Annotated in this window: 17 protein-coding genes; 2 read left to right on the top strand and 15 right to left on the bottom strand. The window is 71.7% G+C overall.

Features of this window, described 5'->3' with window-relative positions; translation table 11 throughout:
• Positions 1-214: 214 nt before the first annotated feature.
• The 6 genes from secF to ruvC form a co-directional block, all read right to left on the bottom strand.
• Positions 215-1,486, bottom strand: a complete 1,272-nt coding sequence (gene secF, locus GEV07_28000; protein ID MQA06400.1) for a protein translocase subunit SecF — start codon at positions 1,484-1,486, stop codon at positions 215-217.
• Complete coding sequence (gene secD, locus GEV07_27995; protein MQA06399.1) at positions 1,486-3,123, bottom strand: protein translocase subunit SecD; 1,638 nt, start codon at positions 3,121-3,123, stop codon at positions 1,486-1,488. Before secD ends, secF begins: the two co-directional genes overlap by 1 nt.
• Before the next feature lie 278 nt (positions 3,124-3,401).
• Positions 3,402-3,878: a preprotein translocase subunit YajC gene (gene yajC, locus GEV07_27990; protein MQA06398.1), complete on the bottom strand. Its 477-nt coding sequence runs from the start codon at positions 3,876-3,878 to the stop codon at positions 3,402-3,404.
• A 146-nt stretch (positions 3,879-4,024) separates the two neighbouring features.
• Positions 4,025-5,077: a Holliday junction branch migration DNA helicase RuvB gene (gene ruvB, locus GEV07_27985; protein ID MQA06397.1), complete on the bottom strand. Its 1,053-nt coding sequence runs from the start codon at positions 5,075-5,077 to the stop codon at positions 4,025-4,027.
• 11 nt (positions 5,078-5,088) lie between these two features.
• Positions 5,089-5,703 (bottom strand): Holliday junction branch migration protein RuvA, encoded by a 615-nt coding sequence (gene ruvA, locus GEV07_27980; GenBank protein ID MQA06396.1) that lies wholly within the window; start codon positions 5,701-5,703, stop codon positions 5,089-5,091.
• Positions 5,700-6,224, bottom strand: a complete 525-nt coding sequence (gene ruvC, locus GEV07_27975; GenBank protein ID MQA06395.1) for a crossover junction endodeoxyribonuclease RuvC — start codon at positions 6,222-6,224, stop codon at positions 5,700-5,702. Before ruvC ends, ruvA begins: the two co-directional genes overlap by 4 nt.
• A 119-nt stretch (positions 6,225-6,343) precedes the next feature.
• On the opposite strand from ruvC, the gene GEV07_27970 reads away from it, so the two are divergent.
• On the top strand, positions 6,344-6,784 hold the full coding sequence (locus tag GEV07_27970; GenBank protein ID MQA06394.1) for a protein phosphatase: 441 nt from the start codon (positions 6,344-6,346) through the stop codon (positions 6,782-6,784).
• Here GEV07_27970 and GEV07_27965 read toward each other — a convergent pair.
• From GEV07_27965 to GEV07_27940, 6 genes are all read right to left on the bottom strand, one after another.
• Positions 6,781-7,530 carry a YebC/PmpR family DNA-binding transcriptional regulator gene (locus tag GEV07_27965; protein MQA06393.1) on the bottom strand — a complete coding sequence of 250 codons (750 nt, stop codon included), beginning with the start codon at positions 7,528-7,530 and terminating at the stop codon, positions 6,781-6,783. The two genes, GEV07_27970 and GEV07_27965, sit on opposite strands and share 4 nt — an antisense overlap.
• Positions 7,531-9,075 (bottom strand): hypothetical protein, encoded by a 1,545-nt coding sequence (locus GEV07_27960; GenBank protein ID MQA06392.1) that lies wholly within the window; start codon positions 9,073-9,075, stop codon positions 7,531-7,533.
• Between the two features lie 110 nt (positions 9,076-9,185).
• On the bottom strand, positions 9,186-9,740 hold the full coding sequence (locus GEV07_27955; GenBank protein MQA06391.1) for a hypothetical protein: 555 nt from the start codon (positions 9,738-9,740) through the stop codon (positions 9,186-9,188).
• Positions 9,737-10,864 (bottom strand): glycosyltransferase, encoded by a 1,128-nt coding sequence (locus GEV07_27950; GenBank protein MQA06390.1) that lies wholly within the window; start codon positions 10,862-10,864, stop codon positions 9,737-9,739. Before GEV07_27950 ends, GEV07_27955 begins: the two co-directional genes overlap by 4 nt.
• Positions 10,864-11,847, bottom strand: a complete 984-nt coding sequence (locus GEV07_27945; protein ID MQA06389.1) for a phosphatidylinositol mannoside acyltransferase — start codon at positions 11,845-11,847, stop codon at positions 10,864-10,866. Before GEV07_27945 ends, GEV07_27950 begins: the two co-directional genes overlap by 1 nt.
• Positions 11,757-12,374 (bottom strand): CDP-alcohol phosphatidyltransferase family protein, encoded by a 618-nt coding sequence (locus tag GEV07_27940; protein ID MQA06388.1) that lies wholly within the window; start codon positions 12,372-12,374, stop codon positions 11,757-11,759. The genes GEV07_27945 and GEV07_27940 overlap by 91 nt, the downstream gene beginning before the upstream one ends.
• A gap of 269 nt (positions 12,375-12,643) precedes the next feature.
• Between GEV07_27940 and GEV07_27935 the strand changes: the two genes are divergently transcribed.
• Positions 12,644-14,803: an elongation factor G-like protein EF-G2 gene (locus GEV07_27935; GenBank protein ID MQA06387.1), complete on the top strand. Its 2,160-nt coding sequence runs from the start codon at positions 12,644-12,646 to the stop codon at positions 14,801-14,803.
• A 57-nt stretch (positions 14,804-14,860) separates the two neighbouring features.
• Here GEV07_27935 and GEV07_27930 read toward each other — a convergent pair whose 3' ends face one another.
• The 3 genes from GEV07_27930 to thrS form a co-directional block, all read right to left on the bottom strand.
• On the bottom strand, positions 14,861-15,475 hold the full coding sequence (locus GEV07_27930; GenBank protein ID MQA06386.1) for a DUF1707 domain-containing protein: 615 nt from the start codon (positions 15,473-15,475) through the stop codon (positions 14,861-14,863).
• Between the two features lie 23 nt (positions 15,476-15,498).
• On the bottom strand, positions 15,499-16,062 hold the full coding sequence (locus GEV07_27925; protein MQA06385.1) for an HIT domain-containing protein: 564 nt from the start codon (positions 16,060-16,062) through the stop codon (positions 15,499-15,501).
• Positions 16,059-16,624 (bottom strand): threonine--tRNA ligase (gene thrS / locus GEV07_27920; GenBank protein MQA06384.1); only part of this gene is annotated, 566 nt, incomplete at its 5' end. The genes thrS and GEV07_27925, both read right to left, overlap by 4 nt.

The raw sequence follows: 16,624 nt of genomic DNA, 5'->3' as shown, positions 1-16,624 counted from the left end.
CAACAAGCAGCATCATCAAGCTCGACACGCCAAGTTGTGTGCCCACACTATTTCAGGATCCCGGACGACACGCAACGCCGCTACCAGCACAAACCCTGTTCAGACAGCCCGCGCATGCCCACCAACTGCGGAACTCGGGCTTACGGCCGATGCGGCGCAGCGGCGATGGGCTACCGGGTGCGCTCACCGCTTCGCTCATCGCCACGCCGCCGTATCAGCGCTTCTTCTTGCCCTTGGACTTGCGCTTGTTGCTGCCGCCGCCTCGCTTCGGCTGCGGGCGCTGCGAGCCGCGGCGCGCCTGCTGCTGGCCGGAGCGCTTGGCGGCGGACGACCCGCTCGCTGCCTTGACGGTCACCTTGCCGTCGCCGTGCTCGTCGACCTCGACGGTGCCGTTCTTGCCGGCCGCGGCCTCGTCGTCGGCCGGTTCTTCGGCGTCGTCGGCCGCGGCCGACGACGCGGCGACCTTCGCCTTCCGCGACCGCTTGGGCTTCCCGTCACCGCCCTGCGCGGCCTCCCTGGCCTCCACCCGGCGCCGCAGCGAGATCATCCGCGGCTCGCGCTCCTTCAGCATGGTAAGCGCCGGCGACGCGATGAAGATCGACGAGTACGTACCGGCGAGCATGCCGACGAACAGCGCGAGGGCGAGGTCCTGCAGCGTGGTCGCGCTGATGATGGCCGTGGAGACGACCAGGATCCCGGCGACCGGCAGCAGCGCCACCACCGACGTGTTGATCGACCTGGCCAGCGTCTGGTTGACGGCGAGGTTGGTGGCCCCGCTGAACGTGATGCGGTTGCCGCCGAGGATACCGGCGGTGTTCTCCCGCACCTTGTCGAACACCACCACCGTGTCGTACAGGGAGTAGCCGAGGATGGTCAGGAAGCCGATCACCGTCGCCGGGCTCACCTCGAACCCGACGAGCGAATAGACGCCGGCGGTGATCACCAGGTCGTGGAAGAGCGCGATCATCGCGGCCATCGCCATCTTCCACTCGAACACCGCCCAGAGGAAGATCACACAGGCCAGCAGGAAGATGCCGAGGCCGAGGCCGGCCTTCTTCGACACCTCGAGCCCCCACGACGGGCCGATCTGCTCCTGGCTCACGTCGTCCGGTTGGATGCCTACTTCCTTGCCGATCGCGTCCTGCACCGCCGTGACCGTCTCGGCCTGCAGCGACGGGGTCTGGATGCGCCAGCGACCACCGCTGACGCCCTGCACGATGACGTCGCCCTGCGCGCCTTCCTCCTCCCTGATGGTCTCGGTGACCACCTTTTGGAGCTGCCCCTCGGTCGCCTTCGGCGCGGTGAGCTGGAACACCGAGCCACCGCTGAACTCCACGCCGAAGTTCAGCTGCTTGATCCCCAGCGAGCCGATACTGAGCAGGATCAGCAACAGCGAGATGAGGAACCAGCGCTTGCGCTTCCCGATGATGTCGTAGCTGGCCGCACCGGTGTGCAGCTTCTGGCTGAACGCAGCGAGCCTGGACATCAGGCCTCCCTCGTCCGCACCCGGCGGGTTCGCGCCTTGACGCTCTCCGGGACGCCGAGCGACGACGCGCTCAGCCCGGAGAACCGGTGCCCGCCGCCGAAGAAGCGGGTGCGGACCAACAGTGACATCAACGGCTTGGTGAACAGGAACACCACGAGGATGTCGACGAACGTGGTCAGGCCGAGCGTGAACGCGAACCCGCGCACCTGGTCGACCGAGACGATGTAGAGGATCACCGCCGCGAGGAACGTGACGGTGTCGGCCGTCAGGATCGTACGTCTGGCCCGTCCCCAACTTCGTTCGACGGCTTGTCGCAGCGTCTTCCCTTCGCGCACTTCGTCGCGGAGGCGTTCGAAGTAGACGATGAACGAGTCCGCGGTGATACCTATCGCTACGATCAACCCGCCGACACCGGCCAGGGTGAGGCGATAACCGATGAACTCACTCATCAGGGTGACCACGCCGAACGTCAGCAGCGCCGAGCCGGCCAGGCTGAGGATGGACACCACACCGAGGCCCCGGTAGTAGAAGAACACGTAGATCGCGACCACACCGAGGCCGATCAGGCCGGCGAGCAGACCACCGGTCAACAGCTCGCGGCCCAGCGTCGGCGAGACGGACTCGATCGAGCTCTGCCTGAACTCCAGCGGCAGCGCGCCGTAGCGCAGCACGTTCGCGAGGTCTTGGGCTTCCTTCTGCTTGAAGTCACCGGTGATCTCCGCGGTGCCGCCGGTGATCGCGCCGTTGGTGATGCCGGGCGCCGAGATGACGGTGCGGTCCAGCTCGATGGCGATCAGGTTCCTGTCGCCCTGCTGTTGGCTGGCTTCTGTCGTCAGGGCGGCGAACTGCTTCGTGCCCTTGCCGTCGAAGTCCAGCGTCACCTTCCATTGCCCGAAGTCCTGCGGGTCGGAGATCGCCTCGGCCTCGTCCACCGAAGTGCCCAGTACCTTCGCCGGGCCGAGGATGTACTTCCGGGTGCCGTCGCGGTCGCAGACCACGACCTGCTCGTTCGCCTTCTCGATCTCACCGCCGCCACCCGAGCGGTTCTTCTTGTCCGTGCAGTCGAGCTTCTGGAACTCCATCAGCGTCGACTTCTTGATACCGCTGAGGTCCGGCTGCTGCTGCGTGCCACCGGTCGGCAGCGACGTCGGCATGTTCGTCGGCAACGTGCTCGGTGCCGCACCCGCCTGCGCCTGTCCTGGCCCCTCGTTCTGCAGCGCCTTGCCCATCGCGCGGCCGGACGACGACTCGCTCGGCTCGATCGACGGCCGACCGCTCTGCCCCTCCTCGGCGGACGGCGAGGCGCTCGGCGAGGAGGTCGGGGTGTTCGACGGCTGTGGCGCCGCGGCGTCGGAGAACAGCACCTGCCGGAAGTAGAGCTTCGCCGTCTGGCCGACCTGCTCGACGACCTCACGCTGGCTGTGCCCCGGCACCTGCACGATGATCGAGTCGCCCTGCGCGGTGACCTGAGCCTCCGCGATGCCCAGGCCGTTCACCCGCTGCCGGATGATGTTGACCGCCTGGTTCATCTGCTCTTCCTGCGGCGGGTTGCCCGACTCGGTCACGGCGGTCAGCGTGACCGTCGTGCCACCGGCCAGGTCCAACCCGAGCTGCGGCAGGTACTTGCCGTCCCGCATCTCGGCGTTGGCCACGATGCCGCCGAAGATCAGCGCCAGCAACGCGATGAACACCGTCAAGGCCGCTCCCGGCCGCGAGCGCTTCTTCGCTGGAGGTGCCACTTATCGTCTCTCTCGCGGGTTGCAGTGGTCTACGTGCACGCGGGAAACGGCGTTCCCGCCCCCGCGCCGGACGTGCCAAGGACGCGTCCGGAAACACCCGCCACCGGCGCGGCGCTGCCGCCGCGGCCATGGGTTCAGGTTTCCGTCCACGCCCTTACGCAGTATGCCGGATCAGCTCAGGACGAAGAGCGCCGGTCTTTGTCGGCCGCGTCCGCCTCGTCGGGGGTCTCGGCGTCGTCGGACTTGGCGTCCACGGCCGCATCGCTGTCGGCGTCGAGCTTACCGTCGGTGTCCGCGGCGGCCTCGTCCTTGGCGGTCTCCTCCGGCTCGCCGTCCTTCGACGGCTCCGGCAGGCTCTCCGTGGTGCTCGCGCCGGCGCCCACCTCGGGTACGACGCGCATCACGGCCTGCTTCATGTACTTGCAGGTAACGCCAGGAGCCACCTCGACCAGCAGGCTGTCGTCGGCGTCGATCGCGACGATCTTGCCGTACATACCGGCGGTGGTGACGATCTCGCTCCCCGGTTTCAAGGACTGCAGCATCGACTGCGTTTCCTTGCGCTTCTTCTGCTGAGGCCGAATCATCAGCAGGTAGAAGACGGCAGCGATCACTACGAGGAAGAGAATCGGCTGAAGATTGCTGGGCACGGAGATCCTTTCGACTCCAAAATGGGAGTCTGTACATATGGAAAGGGCCACGATAGTCCGCGGCCATCGGCGCAGTGTATGCGGCGTCCGGTCAGATCGGCAACGGAACCTTCCGGCAGCGTACCTGCCAGAACGCGGTACGTCCGCCCAGGTCAGCCCTCCGCATCGAATAGGGTCGCAGATCCGGTCCCTGGGCCGCTCGGCGGGCTGAGACCCAATTGTTGCCAGGCCCCCGGCGTCGCGACCCGCCCGCGCGGTGTCCGTGCGATGAGCCCGAGCCGCACGAGGAACGGCTCGGCCACCGTCTCCACCGTCTCCGGCTCCTCGGCGACGGCGACCGCGAGCGTGGCCAGGCCGACCGGCCCGCCCCCGAACTTGGTCAGCAGGGCGTCGAGCACCGACCGGTCGAGCCGGTCGAGGCCGTCCTCGTCCACGTCGTAGACGTGCAACGCGGCCCTGGCCACCTCCGCGGTCAGCATGCCGTCTGAGCGCACCTCCGCGTAGTCGCGCACCCGGCGGAGCAGGCGGTTCGCGATCCGCGGCGTGCCCCGCGAGCGGCGGGCGATCTCCGCGATGCCGTCGGCGGTCGTCTGCACGTCGAGCAGTCCGGCGGAGCGGACGAGGATCCGTTCCAGCTCGGTGCTGTCGTAGAAGTCCATGTACCCGGTGAAGCCGAACCGGTCGCGCAGCGGGCCGGGCAGCAACCCGGCGCGGGTGGTGGCGCCCACCAGGGTGAACCGGGGCAGGTCGATCGACACCGCGGTCGCGCCGGGCCCCTTGCCGACCACGACGTCGACCCGGAAGTCCTCCATGGCGAGGTACAGCGTCTCCTCAGCCGGCCGAGCCAGCCGGTGGATCTCGTCGATGAACAACACCTCGCCCTCGGTGAGGGTGGAGAGGATCGACGCGAGGTCACCGGCGTGCTGGATCGCCGGGCCGCTGGTGACGCGCAGCGGCGCGCCCATCTCGTGGGCGATGATCATGGCGAGCGTGGTCTTGCCCAGGCCCGGCGGGCCACCGAGCAGGACGTGGTCGGGTGAGGTGCCGCGGCCGAGCGCCGCCTCGAGCACGAGCGAGAGCTGCTCGCGCACCCGCTCCTGGCCGACGAGCTCGGTCAGCGAACGCGGGCGCAGTGTCGCCTCCAGGGCGCGCTCCTCGGGAGCGGCCTCCGCCGCGACGACGCTGCCGTCGTCCCGTGGCCCCACGGTTCACCTCGCTAACGCTTGTTCAAGGACCGCAGCGCGGTCTTCAGCAGTTCCGCCACGTTCGGCTGCCGCCCGGCCGCGACCGCCTCCTCGGCCTCCGGCGCGACGGCCGCCAGCGCCTCCTCGACCTCGCGCTGACCCCAGCCAAGCCCGGCGAGGCCGGACGCCACCTGCTCGCGCCACTGCTCGCCGCCGGCCGGCTGTGCGGTGGTGGTGCCGCCGACGGGCGCGCCGAGCCGTTCCCGCAATTCCAACACGATCCGCTGGGCGCCCTTGCGGCCGATGCCGGGCACCCGGGTGAGCGTCGCGATGTCCTCCGCGGCCACGGCGCGGCGCAGCTCGTCCGGCGTGTACACGGCGAGCATTGCCTGCGCCAGCCGCGGTCCCACCCCGCTGGCCGTCTGCAGGATCTCGAACACCTGCCGCTCGTCGTCGTCCGCGAAGCCGTAGAGCGTGAACGAGTCCTCGCGCACCACGATGGCCGTGGCCAGGTGCGCGGACTCCCCCGCGCGCAGGCCGGCGAGCGTGCCCGGCGTGCACTGCACGGTCAGACCCACGCCGCCGACGTCCACGACGGCGGCGTCCGGGGCCAGCCCGGCCACGCGGCCGGAGACGAACGCGATCATGACACCCTCCGCATCGCTGCCTTGGTCGCCGCCTCGATCCGCGCCTTGCCGGCACCTCGCCAGAGGTGGCAGATCGCCAGCGCGGCCGCGTCCGCGGCGTCGGCCGGTTTCGGGGCGGCCGGCAGTGCGAGCAGGCGGGCCACCATGGTGCCGACCTGCGCCTTGTCCGCGCGGCCGCTGCCGGTGATCGCCGCCTTCACCTCGCTCGGTGTGTGGAACGCCACCGGCAGCCCGCGCCGCGACGCGCAGAGCACGGCGACCGCGCCGGCCTGCGCCGTACCCATCACCGTACGTACGTTGTGCTGGCTGAACACCCGTTCCACGGCGACGGCGGACGGCTCGTGCCGGTCCAGCCAGTCGGTGATCGTTTCCTCGATGGCCAGCAGCCGCTCGCCGAGGTCCGCGTCCGGCGGTGTGCGCACCACGCCGACCTCGTGCAGCGTCGGCCGCCGGCTGGGAGCACCTTCCACGACGCCGAGACCGCACCGCGTCAGCCCGGGGTCGACACCCAACACGCGCACGGACATCCCTTTCCCAGCCGAACATCTGTTCGGTCGAAACCGTACCTGCCCGCGGGCGCGGAGCGTGGGAGGCGGGCCGCCGCGCGGCGAAATCGGCGCCGGCCGGCTACCCTCCCGGCGTGGTCACCCCTTGGCACCCGACGGCCCCCGGCGTCCTGCGCCTGCCGAGTGGACGGCTCGTCCGTGGTCGCGGGCTGCGGCACGCCCTGCCGGCCGGCCCACTGCCGACCTTCGGCGTCTACCTCACCGGACGCCGGCCACCACCGGTGCCGTGGGACAGTCGCTGGCTGCGCTGGCCGGACTTCTGGCTGCCGACGGACCGCGAGGCCGCCGACGAGCTGCTGACCGAGGTGTGGCGGCGGGCGGTCACCGACCGCGTGGAGATCGCCTGCGGCGGCGGTAAGGGCCGCACGGGCACGGCACTGGCGTGTCTCGCGGTGCTCGACGGCACACCCAACGACGAGGCGGTCGCGTACGTCCGTGCGCACTACGCGCCGCACGCGGTCGAGACGCCGTGGCAGCGCAGGTACGTCGCGAGGTTCCGTCCTGCGGACGGCTAGCCGACCTTCTCCATGATCTCGTCGGAGACGTCGAAGTTCGCGTAGACGTTCTGTACGTCGTCGCTGTCCTCGAGGGCCTCGATGAGGCGGAACACCTGCTTCGCGGCCGCCTCGTCCAGCGGGACCGTGACGCTCGGCACGAACGTGGCCTCCGCCGAGTCGTAGTCGATGCCGGCGTCCTGCAGGGCGGTACGGACGGCGACGACGTCGCCGGCCTCGCACTGCACCTCGAACGCCTCGCCGAGGTCGTTGACCTCCTCGGCGCCTGCGTCGAGCACGGCCATCAGCACGTCGTCCTCGGTCAGCTCGCCCTTCGGCACCACGACGACGCCCTTGCGGCTGAACATGTACGAGACGGAGCCGGGGTCGGCCATCGAGCCGCCCTGGCGGGTGATCGCGGTACGGACCTCGGACGCGGCGCGGTTGCGGTTGTCGGTGAGGCACTCGACCAGCACGGCGACCCCGGCGGCGGCGTAGCCCTCGTACATGATCGTCTCGTACTGGGCGCCGCCGGCCTCCAGGCCGGCACCGCGCTTGACCGCCCGATCGATGTTGTCGCTGGGCACCGAGCTCTTCTTGGCCTTCTGTACGGCGTCATAGAGCGTCGGGTTCCCTGCCGGGTCGGCGCCGCCCAGACGGGCCGCGACCTCGACGTCCTTGATCAGCTTGGCGAACAGCTTGCCGCGCTTGGCGTCAACGATCGCCTTCTTGTGCTTGGTGGTCGCCCACTTCGAGTGGCCGGACACTCACTCCTCCTCAGTCTCCGGACGCGCATGTCGCCGCCTCCGCGGCGCCCACTGTACCTCCGGGTCCGCGGGCGGCTCGGTCTCGCCGCCGCCGTACGCACTGCCGCTCGGCTGGTCGTCACCGGCCTCCGGTGCCGGTGAACGCCGGCGGCGCGGCTGGTACGCATGGCCGCCGGACGCTGCCGCGGGACCCGGCTCCGCCGGCGGCGGGGCGCGGTCGTCGTCGGACAGCGCCGGCACCCGCCCGGCGTCGGACCCGCCACCGGGGAACCCGCCCGCGGCGCGCGTCGGATGCCCGGTCGGGTACGGCTGGCCGGGCTGGCTCCCGGCCCCTTGCTGCGGCTGCGGCCCCGGCAGCCCCTGCCCCGCCCCGGACGGCGGCTGGCCCTGCTGCGGCGCCGGCCCAGGAGGCCCGGAGTACTGCGGGTAACCGGGCGACGGTCCTTGGGGCCCGTGCGGTGCCGGCCCCTGCTGTCCCGGCGGCCCCGGGGGCGCGTGGGGTCCCGGACCCTGCTGCCCCGGCGGTCCGTGCGGTCCCTGCTGACCGGGCGGCCCCGGTTGTGCCTGTGGTCCCGGACCCTGCTGCCCCGGCGGTCCGTGCGGTCCCTGCTGACCGGGCGGCCCCGGGGGTGCCTGCGGTGCCGGACCCTGTCCCTGCCCCGGCGGTGGGCCTGCGGGGCCGTGCGGGCCCGGCGGCGGCCCGGGGTGGCCTTGCGGCCCGTACTGCGGTGGCGGTGGCATCCCGGGCTGCGACTGGTACGGCGGCTGCGCCCCCGGAGGTGGCGGCATCCCCGGCGGCCCCTGCCGCGCCGGGTGCTGCTGTCCAGGCGGCATGCCCCCGGGCCCTTGTGGCCGCCCCGGCTGCGACCACCCGCTGTCGCGCCCGGGCGACGGTGGCTGGCCGGGCCCGGCGTAGGCGCCGGGATGCGGCTGCCCGGGCTGCGACGGTGCGCCGCCGATTCCGGGTGATCCCTGGGCGCCGGCCTGCGACCATCCGGCGCTCGCTCCGGCCGGCGACGGCTGACCCGGCTGCGACGGTTGTCCTGACCCGGCCGGCGACGGCTGGCCCGGCTGCGAATGGCCGCTGGTCGCACCGGGTGGCGGCGGGGGCCAGCCGGGGCCGTCCGGTCGCGGTGTCGGGCCCATCGGTTGCCAGTGCGGTCCGGCCTGCGTCGCCGGTGCGGGCGCGGCCACCGCGGCGTCGGGCAGCTGGCTGCCGGCGTCCTCGCCCGACCAGCCGACGGTGGCCACCGTGGCGACCAGCGCCATCACCGCGGCGAGCTCGTACGCGGTGCCGGTGACCGCCAGGCCGGCTGCGCCGACGATGACCAACCCGCCGAGCGCGACCGCCAGCCAGCGGCCGACGGCGAACCCGCGCGCGACGAGGAACGCCACCACGCCGGTGAGCACGGCCGCGCCGAGCTCGGCGGCCAGCAGCCAGACCGGCACGGTCGTCGGCGGTGTGAGGCCGCGCAGGAGGGCACTCACCGCGAGCACGATCGCAGTCGCGTACCAGTAGCCGGCGAGTCGCGCCGATGTACGCATGCCTCTCCCTGGGTCGCCTACGTTCTTGTCCTGGCCGGAACCGTGCCGTGGCGCTGCCCGCATCGCGGGCGGCCAGCTGCATCCACCACCGCTGCAGCCACCGGCCCAGCCTAGCCGGGATCCGCCCGCCCCAGTGCGCCCACCACACACCTCGACGGGGGTCGGTCGTCCATCTCGAATCGCTCCGGCATCGCGGCGCTACCGGCCAACCGGAGCCAGCGCACCAGCCGCTTCCGCCGCACCCGCCGCGCCGCGACCACCACATCGTTGTAGAACGTCCGGGCCATCACCACCCGGCGGATCGCCGCGTCGATGTCGTGCCGCAACGCCGCGGCGCGCGGGTCCGCAAGCGACTGCGGCTCCGCGAGCACGGCGCGCAGGGCGACCGACAGCGCCGTCTCCACCTCGGCACGTGCCGTCGCCTCCGGTGCCTTTGCCGCGTGCGCGGCGTCGGTCAGCACCAGGCTCGCCGCCGGCTCGACCAGACCGGACGAGGCGAGCTCGAGGGCCGCGGCGCAGCGCCGCACCAGCTGCGCGTCAAGCGCCGCCCACCCGGTCTCCACCAGGTGGTGCAGTCGGTCCAGCCTGCTGGCCGTCCAGGTCACCCACCAGGTGGCCGAGACGGCGACGACGAGCGCGCTCAGCGAGCACACCACGGCTGTCATCGGCCGCCCGCCTGTACGTCGCGGCGCGGCGTGATCGTCTCGTAGACGCGGAGCACGTCGGCGACGACGGTGCCCCAGTCGTAGCGCTGTACGACGTCGCCCGCGGTGGCCGCGAGCTCCTTGCGCCGCACCGGGTCGTCCAGCAGCCCGGCCGCCGCCTTCGCCAGCGCCTCCGCGTCCCCGGTGCGGAACGTGGCGCCCGCGTGCGCCGGGCCGAGCACGCTGCGGAACGCAGGCAGGTCGCTCGCCAAAACCGGTGCGCCTGCCGCCATCGCCTCGGCGAGCACCAGCCCGAAGCTCTCGCCGCCGGTGTTGGGTGCGACGAACACGTCGACGGAGTGCAGCATCCGCGCCTTGTCGCGCTCGGTCACCTCGCCGAGCAGCACCACCCGGTCGCGCCAGCCGGGCGGCACGGCGTCGTGGACGACGGCGGGGTCACCTGGCCCGGCGACCAGCAGCCGCAGGTCGGGGCGTTGCCCGGCCAGCACCCGGAAGGCATCGAGCAGCACCGGCAGGCCCTTGCGCGGCTCGTCGGTCCGGCCGAGGAAGCCGAGCACACCCCCGGCGCCCGGCCAGCCGGGCAGCGGGTCGACGCCCGTGTACCTGCTCGTCACCACCCCGTTGGGGATCAGCACAGCCTCCGGGCCGAGGTAGCGCGCCAACGTCGTGCGCGCCGCCTCCGACACGGCGATCCTCGCGCTGATCCGCTCGACGGCCGTCTGCAGCAACGGGAACGCGGCGGCCAGCAGCACCGAACCCGCGTTGGCGGTGTGGAACGTGCCGACGACGGGTGCGGAAGCCGCCCAGCACGCCAGCAGCGACAGGCTCGGCGCGATCGGTTCGTGGACGTGCACCAGGTCGAAGCGCCCGTCACGCAGCCAGCGCCGCACCCTGGCGACGGCACGCGGCCCGAACGCCAGCCGCGCCACCGAGCCGTTGTACCGCACCGGCACGGCGCGGCCGCCGGCCACCGCGTACAGCGGCAGCTCGGTCTCGTCCTCGGCCGGCGTGATCACCGACACCCGGTGCCCGACGTCGAGCAGGGCCTCCGCGAGGTCGCGCACGTGCGTCTGCACACCGCCAGGCACCTCCCAGGTGTACGGGCACACCAGGCCGATCCGCATCAGGCGCCCGCCCGCGCGAACCGGTCCGCCGTCCAGATGCGCTGCAGCATGTGCCAGTCCGCCGGGTGCTTACGGACCGCCTGCTCGAAGACCCGGCCGACGGCCGCGGTCATCTCCGCCACCTGCGCACGTTCGTCGCCGGCGGCGGGCACCTCGACGGGCTCGTGCACCTGCACCCTGGCGAGGTCGTCGTACCACAGCGTCACGGGGAACAGCGGCACGCCCGCGCGTAGGGCGACCGTCGCCGCGCCGACCGGCATCCGCGCCGGCTCGCCGAAGAACTCCACGTCGACGCCGCTGGCGCCGAAGCCGCGGTCGGTCAGCAACGTCACCAGCCGGTGGTCGCTCGCCCGCTGCACCAGCGTGGCGACCACGTCGGGGTCGCCGAGCGGGACCACCTCGATGCCCACCTGCTCGCGGTAGGCGACGAACTTCTGGAAGACCGCCTCCGGCTTCAGCCGTTCCGCGACGGCCGTCACGGGTACGCCGTTGGCGGCGGCCCAGGCGCCGGCGAGGTCCCAGTTCCCCATGTGCGGCAGCGCCACCACGGCTCCCCGGTCCCTTACGGCTTCCGTGACCCGTCCCCAGCCGGCGACGGTGGCGCGGGCGAGGATCTCCGCGCGGTCCCAGCTCGGCAGCCGCAGCGCCTCCCACCAGTATCTGGCGTACGACGCCATGGCCGCCCTGCTGACCCGGCGCACCGCGGATGAGGTGGGCTCGGCGGCCAGCACCCGTGCCAGGTTCCGTTCCAGCTGCGGCACACCATTGCCGCGCCGTCGCCAGACCTGGTCGGCCAGCTGTCCGAACACTGCACGACCGGCGCGTTCCGGGGTCCGCCGGGCCAGCCAGGCCACCGAGCTCCAGCCGGCCACCGACGCGGCCTCCTGCGGGTTCACGCGGGTTTCCGGTTCCTTACCGCCTGTTTGTAGACCTCGACGAACCGCTGCCCGACGGTCACGGCGGTCGCCACCGTGAGGAGCCACAGCGCGACCTCCACCGCGTACGGCACCCCGAGGCCGGTGAGCCCCGCCCCCACGAGGATCACGATGATCCGCACGGCACGCTCGGCGATGCCCACGTTGCAGGTCATGCCGAGCCCTTCCGCCCTGGCCTTTATGTACGAGGTGAGGAACGACGTACCCAGACAGACCAGACACAGCGCGGCGTTCACCGGCTGGCCGGCGCCCGCCGCGAACCACCACAGCAGGCCGCCGAAGATCGCGACGTCGCCGACCCGGTCGAGGGTCGAGTCGAGGAACGCTCCCCACACCCCGCTGCCCCCGCCCTCCCTGGCGACGGCACCGTCCAGCATGTCGAAGACGACGAAGCACGTGACGACGACCGCGCCCCAGAACAGCTCGCCGCGCGGGAAGAAACCGAGCGCGCCACCGGCCACGCCCACCGTGCCGACGACGGTGACCAGGTCGGCGGTGACCCGCAGCTTGATCAAACCGCGCGCTATCGGTCGGATGACCTTGGCCAGACCCGGACGGAGGCCGGAGAGGAGCATCGGGCGCTTCCCACGTTGACGGCAGGCAGTCCGCCACCGCGCACTCCACGAGGGCGCGTGGCGGCGAGGACGTCCCGACCTGGTCGCGCTGTCGTGACCTCCTGGAACCCGATGGTAGCCGGCCAGCACGGGCACATCGCGCAGGCCGGCGCGCGGATCCGTCGCGGTTCACCGGGACGTCCCCCTTGTATCTCGCGCCAGCTGGGTGAAGGGTGGACCGATAGCTGTCCGGTCAGCCAAACGTCGTCCGTGAAGGAGGCAATGGGGCCATGGCGGAAAAGCACGGAAGCGGTTCTGCAGCCACCGGCAAAGCACCGACGGCCGACCACCCGAAGTCCATCCGCAACGTCGTGATGGTCGGCCACTCAGGGGCGGGCAAGACCACACTCACCGAGACGCTCCTCGTCGCCACCGGCGCGGTCAACCGTGCCGGCGTCGTCGAGGAGGGCAGCACGGTCACCGACTACGACGAGATAGAGCAGAAGCAGCAGCGGTCCACCGGCCTGGCCGTCGCACCTGTGCAGTGGGAAGGGATCAAGGTCAACCTGCTCGACGCGCCCGGCTACGCCGACTTCATCGGTGATCTCCGCGCCGGCCTGCGGGCCGCCGACGCCGCGCTGTTCGTGGTCTCCGCGACCGACGGCATCGACGGCACCACGCGGATGATCTGGGACGAGTGCGCACAGGTGGGCATGCCCAGGGTCGTCGTGATCACCAAGCTCGACAAGGAGCGCGCGAGCTTCGACGACGCGCTGGCCGCGTGCCAGGACGCGTTCGGCGACAACGTACTGCCGCTGTACCTACCGCTCTACGGCGACGACGGTACCTCCGTGGACGGTCTCATCGGCCTGATCTCCCAACAGGTGTACGACTACTCCTCCGGCGAGCGGGTGGTCAGGGCCGCCGACCCCGAGCACGTGGAACGCATCGCGGAGCCCCGCAGCGCCCTGCTCGAGGGCATCATCGCCGAGAGCGAGGACGAGACGCTCATGGAGCGCTACCTCGAGGGCGAGGAGATCGAGGCCGACGTCATCATCGACGACCTGGAGACGGCCGTCGCCCGCGCGTCGTTCTTCCCGGTGCTCGCGTGCGCTGCACCGTCCGGCCTGGGCGCCGCCGAGCTGCTCGAGATCGTCACGGCGGGGTTCCCTTCGCCGCTCGAGCACGAGGTGCCGCCGGTCAGCACCCCCGAGGGCGGCCCGGTGGAGCCGCTGACCTGCGACCCGGACGGGCCGCTCGTCGCGGAGGTGGTGAAGACCACGTCCGACCCGTACGTCGGCAGGATCAGCCTGGTGCGGGTCTTCTCCGGCACCATGCGGCCGGACGCCACGCTGCACGTCTCCGGGCACGGCCTGGAGGACCGTGGGCACGAGGACCACGACGTGGACGAGCGGATCGGCGCGCTGTCGCTACCGTTCGGCAAGCACGTCGCGCCGGCCGCCCAGGTCGTCGCCGGCGACATCTGCGCGATCGCCAAGCTGGCCAGCGCGGAGACCTGCGACACGCTCTCGGACAAGTCCAGGCCGCTGCTGATGAACCCGTGGCAGCTGCCCGACCCGTTGCTGCCCGTCGCGATCCAGGCCAAGTCGAAGGCCGACGAGGACAAGCTGTCGCAGGCGCTGAGCAGGGTCGAGGCGGAGGACCCGACGCTGCGGGTGGAACAGAACGCGGAGACCCGTCAGCTCGTGCTGTGGTGCATGGGCGAGGCACACCTCGACGTGGTCTTCGACCGGCTGTCCAGCAAGTACGGCGTCGAGGTCGAGCAGGTGGATCTGCGGGTGCCGCTGCGGGAGACGTTCTCCGGGCCGGCCAAGGCGCGCGGGCGGCACGTGAAGCAGAGCGGCGGCCACGGCCAGTACGCCATCTGCGACGTGGAGATCGAACCGCTGGAGACCGGCGCCGGCTTCGAGTTCGTGGACAAGGTGTTCGGCGGCGCGGTGCCGCGACAGTTCATCCCGTCGGTCGAGAAAGGCCTCCGCAGCCAGATGGAGAAGGGTGTACGCGCCGGGTTCCCCATGATCGACATCCGGGTGACGCTGGTCGACGGCAAGGCGCACTCGGTGGACTCGTCCGACATGGCGTTCCAGACGGCGGGCGCGCTTGCGCTGCGGGAGGCCGCGGACGGCGGCGAGGTCGTGCTGCTCGAGCCGGTCGAAGAGCTCGCGGTGCTCGTCGACGACGACTACGTCGGCACGATCATGGGCGACCTCTCCACCCGCCGGGGCCGGGTGTCGGGCACCGAGCCGGTCGGCACCGGCCGGACCCTCGTGCGGGCGGAGATCCCGGCGATCGAGATCACCAGGTACGCGATCGACCTCCGCTCGATGTCGCACGGCACCGGCACGTTCAGCCGCACCTACCTGCGGCACGAGCCGATGCCCACCCACCTCGCGGAGAAGGTAGCCGCCGACAACGCGGTCGACAACTGACCCGGTGAACGGTGCCTGCCGGCGCGCCGCCGGCAGGCACCCGGCCGGGCAACCGGGTCAGGTCTCCAGGGCCCAGCGGAGCTTCCGCCAGCGGCGGGGCTTCACGGTGACGCTGCCGAGGATCACCGTGCCGCGGACCTTGATCACCGGGGCGTCCGGCGTCGAAGGCGGCGGCAGCGTGTTCTTCCGCTCGCCGAGGACGTTGGTGCCGGCGTCGAACTGTACGTCCACGCCCTCGGGCACGGTCAGGCGCACCTCGCCGAGGAAGCAGTCGGCCTCCACGACCATCTCGCCGCGGGGAACGACGGCCTCGGTGAAGTCGATCTTCACCTCGCCGAGCACGGCCCGCACGCGCATCTTCTTCGGCGCCACGAACCGCCCGTTGAGCACCTCGCTGCCGAGGACCGTGCTGATCTCCTTCGGCGCCTCGACGGCGTCCGGCGGCGTCGCCACCTCGGTGGACTCCGACGACGACGCGTCCGGCAGGTCCACGGTCAGCGGCGTCAGCTCGCCGTAGGTGCGGGCCTGGTACGCCAGGTCGAGACGTTCCTCCAGCTCCGCGAGGGTCAACCGGCCATCGCCTGCCGCCTCACGCAGCCGCTCCGCGACGCGTTCCCGGTCTTCGTCGGACGCCCGCAGCTCGGGCCGGTCCGGCGGATTCGACGTGGCCATGGGACAGAGGCTAGCGCGAGTGCTCAACCGGTCCAAGCTTCGGCAAGGAGGGCCCGGGTGTCCCGCAGCAGCTGCGGGAGCACCTTCGTGCGGCCCACCACCGGCATGAAGTTGGTGTCACCGCCCCACCTGGGCACCACGTGCTGGTGCAGGTGGGCGGCGATGCCCGCACCGGCGACCAGCCCCTGGTTCATGCCGATGTTGAACCCGTGTGCGCCTGACACCTCCCGCAGCACCACCATCGCGCGCTTCGTCGACGCGGCGACCTCCGCGGTCTCCTCGTCGGTCAGGTCCGGGTAGTCGGCGACGTGCCGGTACGGGCACACCATCAGGTGGCCGGGCGCGTACGGGTACAGGTTCAGCACCACGAACGTGGCCTCCGCACGCGCCACCATCAGGCCGTCCTCGTCCGGCAGCGACGGGATCCGGCAGAACGGGCAGTCGTCCCCGGCCTGTGACCCGGTCGGCTTGTTCTCGCCCTTTATGTATGCCAGCCGGTGCGGTGTCCACAGTCGCTGCCAACCGTCCGGAGCGCCTGCTCCGTCCTGGCCCACGTAGTCCTGCGACTCGTCACCGTGCGACGTCATACCTGCGCGCGTTCCTCGATGGCCGACACGATCGTCGCCACCGCCTTGTCGACCGGCACGAAGTTGTCCTGCTCGCCGCTGCGGTAGCGGAACGACACCGACCCCTGGCCGACGTCGTCGTCACCGGCGATCAGCATGAACGGCACCTTCTGCTTCTGCGCCGTGCGGATCTTCTTCTGCATCCGGTCGTCGGAGTCGTCCACCTCGACCCGCACGCCGCGCTCGCGCAGCCGCTCGGCCACGCTGGTCAGGTACGGCACGTGCGCGTCCGAGACCGGGATGCCGACCACCTGCACCGGCGCCAGCCAGGGCGGGAACGCACCCGCGTAGTGCTCGGTGAGCACGCCGACGAACCGCTCGATCGACCCGAACAGCGCGCGGTGGATCATCACCGGGCGCTGCCTGCTGCCGTCGGCCGCCTGGTACTCCAGCTCGAACCTGCGGGGCTGGTTGAAGTCGAGCTGCACGGTGGACATCTGCCAGTTCCGGCCGATGGCGTCCTTGGCCTGCACGGAGATCTTCGGGCCGTAGTACGCGGCGCCGCCCGGGTCGGGCACGAGGT

The sequence above is a fragment of the Streptosporangiales bacterium genome (genome assembly GCA_009379825.1).
Classification (GTDB): Bacteria; Actinomycetota; Actinomycetes; order Streptosporangiales; family WHST01; genus WHST01.
This window is presented reverse-complemented; position numbering and strand designations above follow the sequence as displayed.

Excerpts from the sequence above, each read along its gene's own strand:
- GEV07_27960 (MQA06392.1), bottom strand. The coding sequence starts at position 9,075 with ATGCGTACATCGGCGCGACTCGCCGGCTACTGGTACGCGACTGCGATC.
- GEV07_27930 (MQA06386.1), bottom strand. The coding sequence starts at position 15,475 with ATGGCCACGTCGAATCCGCCGGACCGGCCCGAGCTGCGGGCGTCCGAC.
- ruvA (MQA06396.1), bottom strand. The coding sequence starts at position 5,703 with ATGATCGCGTTCGTCTCCGGCCGCGTGGCCGGGCTGGCCCCGGACGCC.
- GEV07_27935 (MQA06387.1), top strand. The coding sequence starts at position 12,644 with ATGGCGGAAAAGCACGGAAGCGGTTCTGCAGCCACCGGCAAAGCACCG.
- secF (MQA06400.1), bottom strand. The coding sequence starts at position 1,486 with ATGTCCAGGCTCGCTGCGTTCAGCCAGAAGCTGCACACCGGTGCGGCC.
- GEV07_27950 (MQA06390.1), bottom strand. The coding sequence starts at position 10,864 with ATGCGGATCGGCCTGGTGTGCCCGTACACCTGGGAGGTGCCTGGCGGT.
- GEV07_27940 (MQA06388.1), bottom strand. The coding sequence starts at position 12,374 with ATGCTCCTCTCCGGCCTCCGTCCGGGTCTGGCCAAGGTCATCCGACCG.
- GEV07_27955 (MQA06391.1), bottom strand. The coding sequence starts at position 9,740 with ATGACAGCCGTGGTGTGCTCGCTGAGCGCGCTCGTCGTCGCCGTCTCG.
- secD (MQA06399.1), bottom strand. The coding sequence starts at position 3,123 with ATGCGGGACGGCAAGTACCTGCCGCAGCTCGGGTTGGACCTGGCCGGT.
- GEV07_27925 (MQA06385.1), bottom strand. The coding sequence starts at position 16,062 with ATGACGTCGCACGGTGACGAGTCGCAGGACTACGTGGGCCAGGACGGA.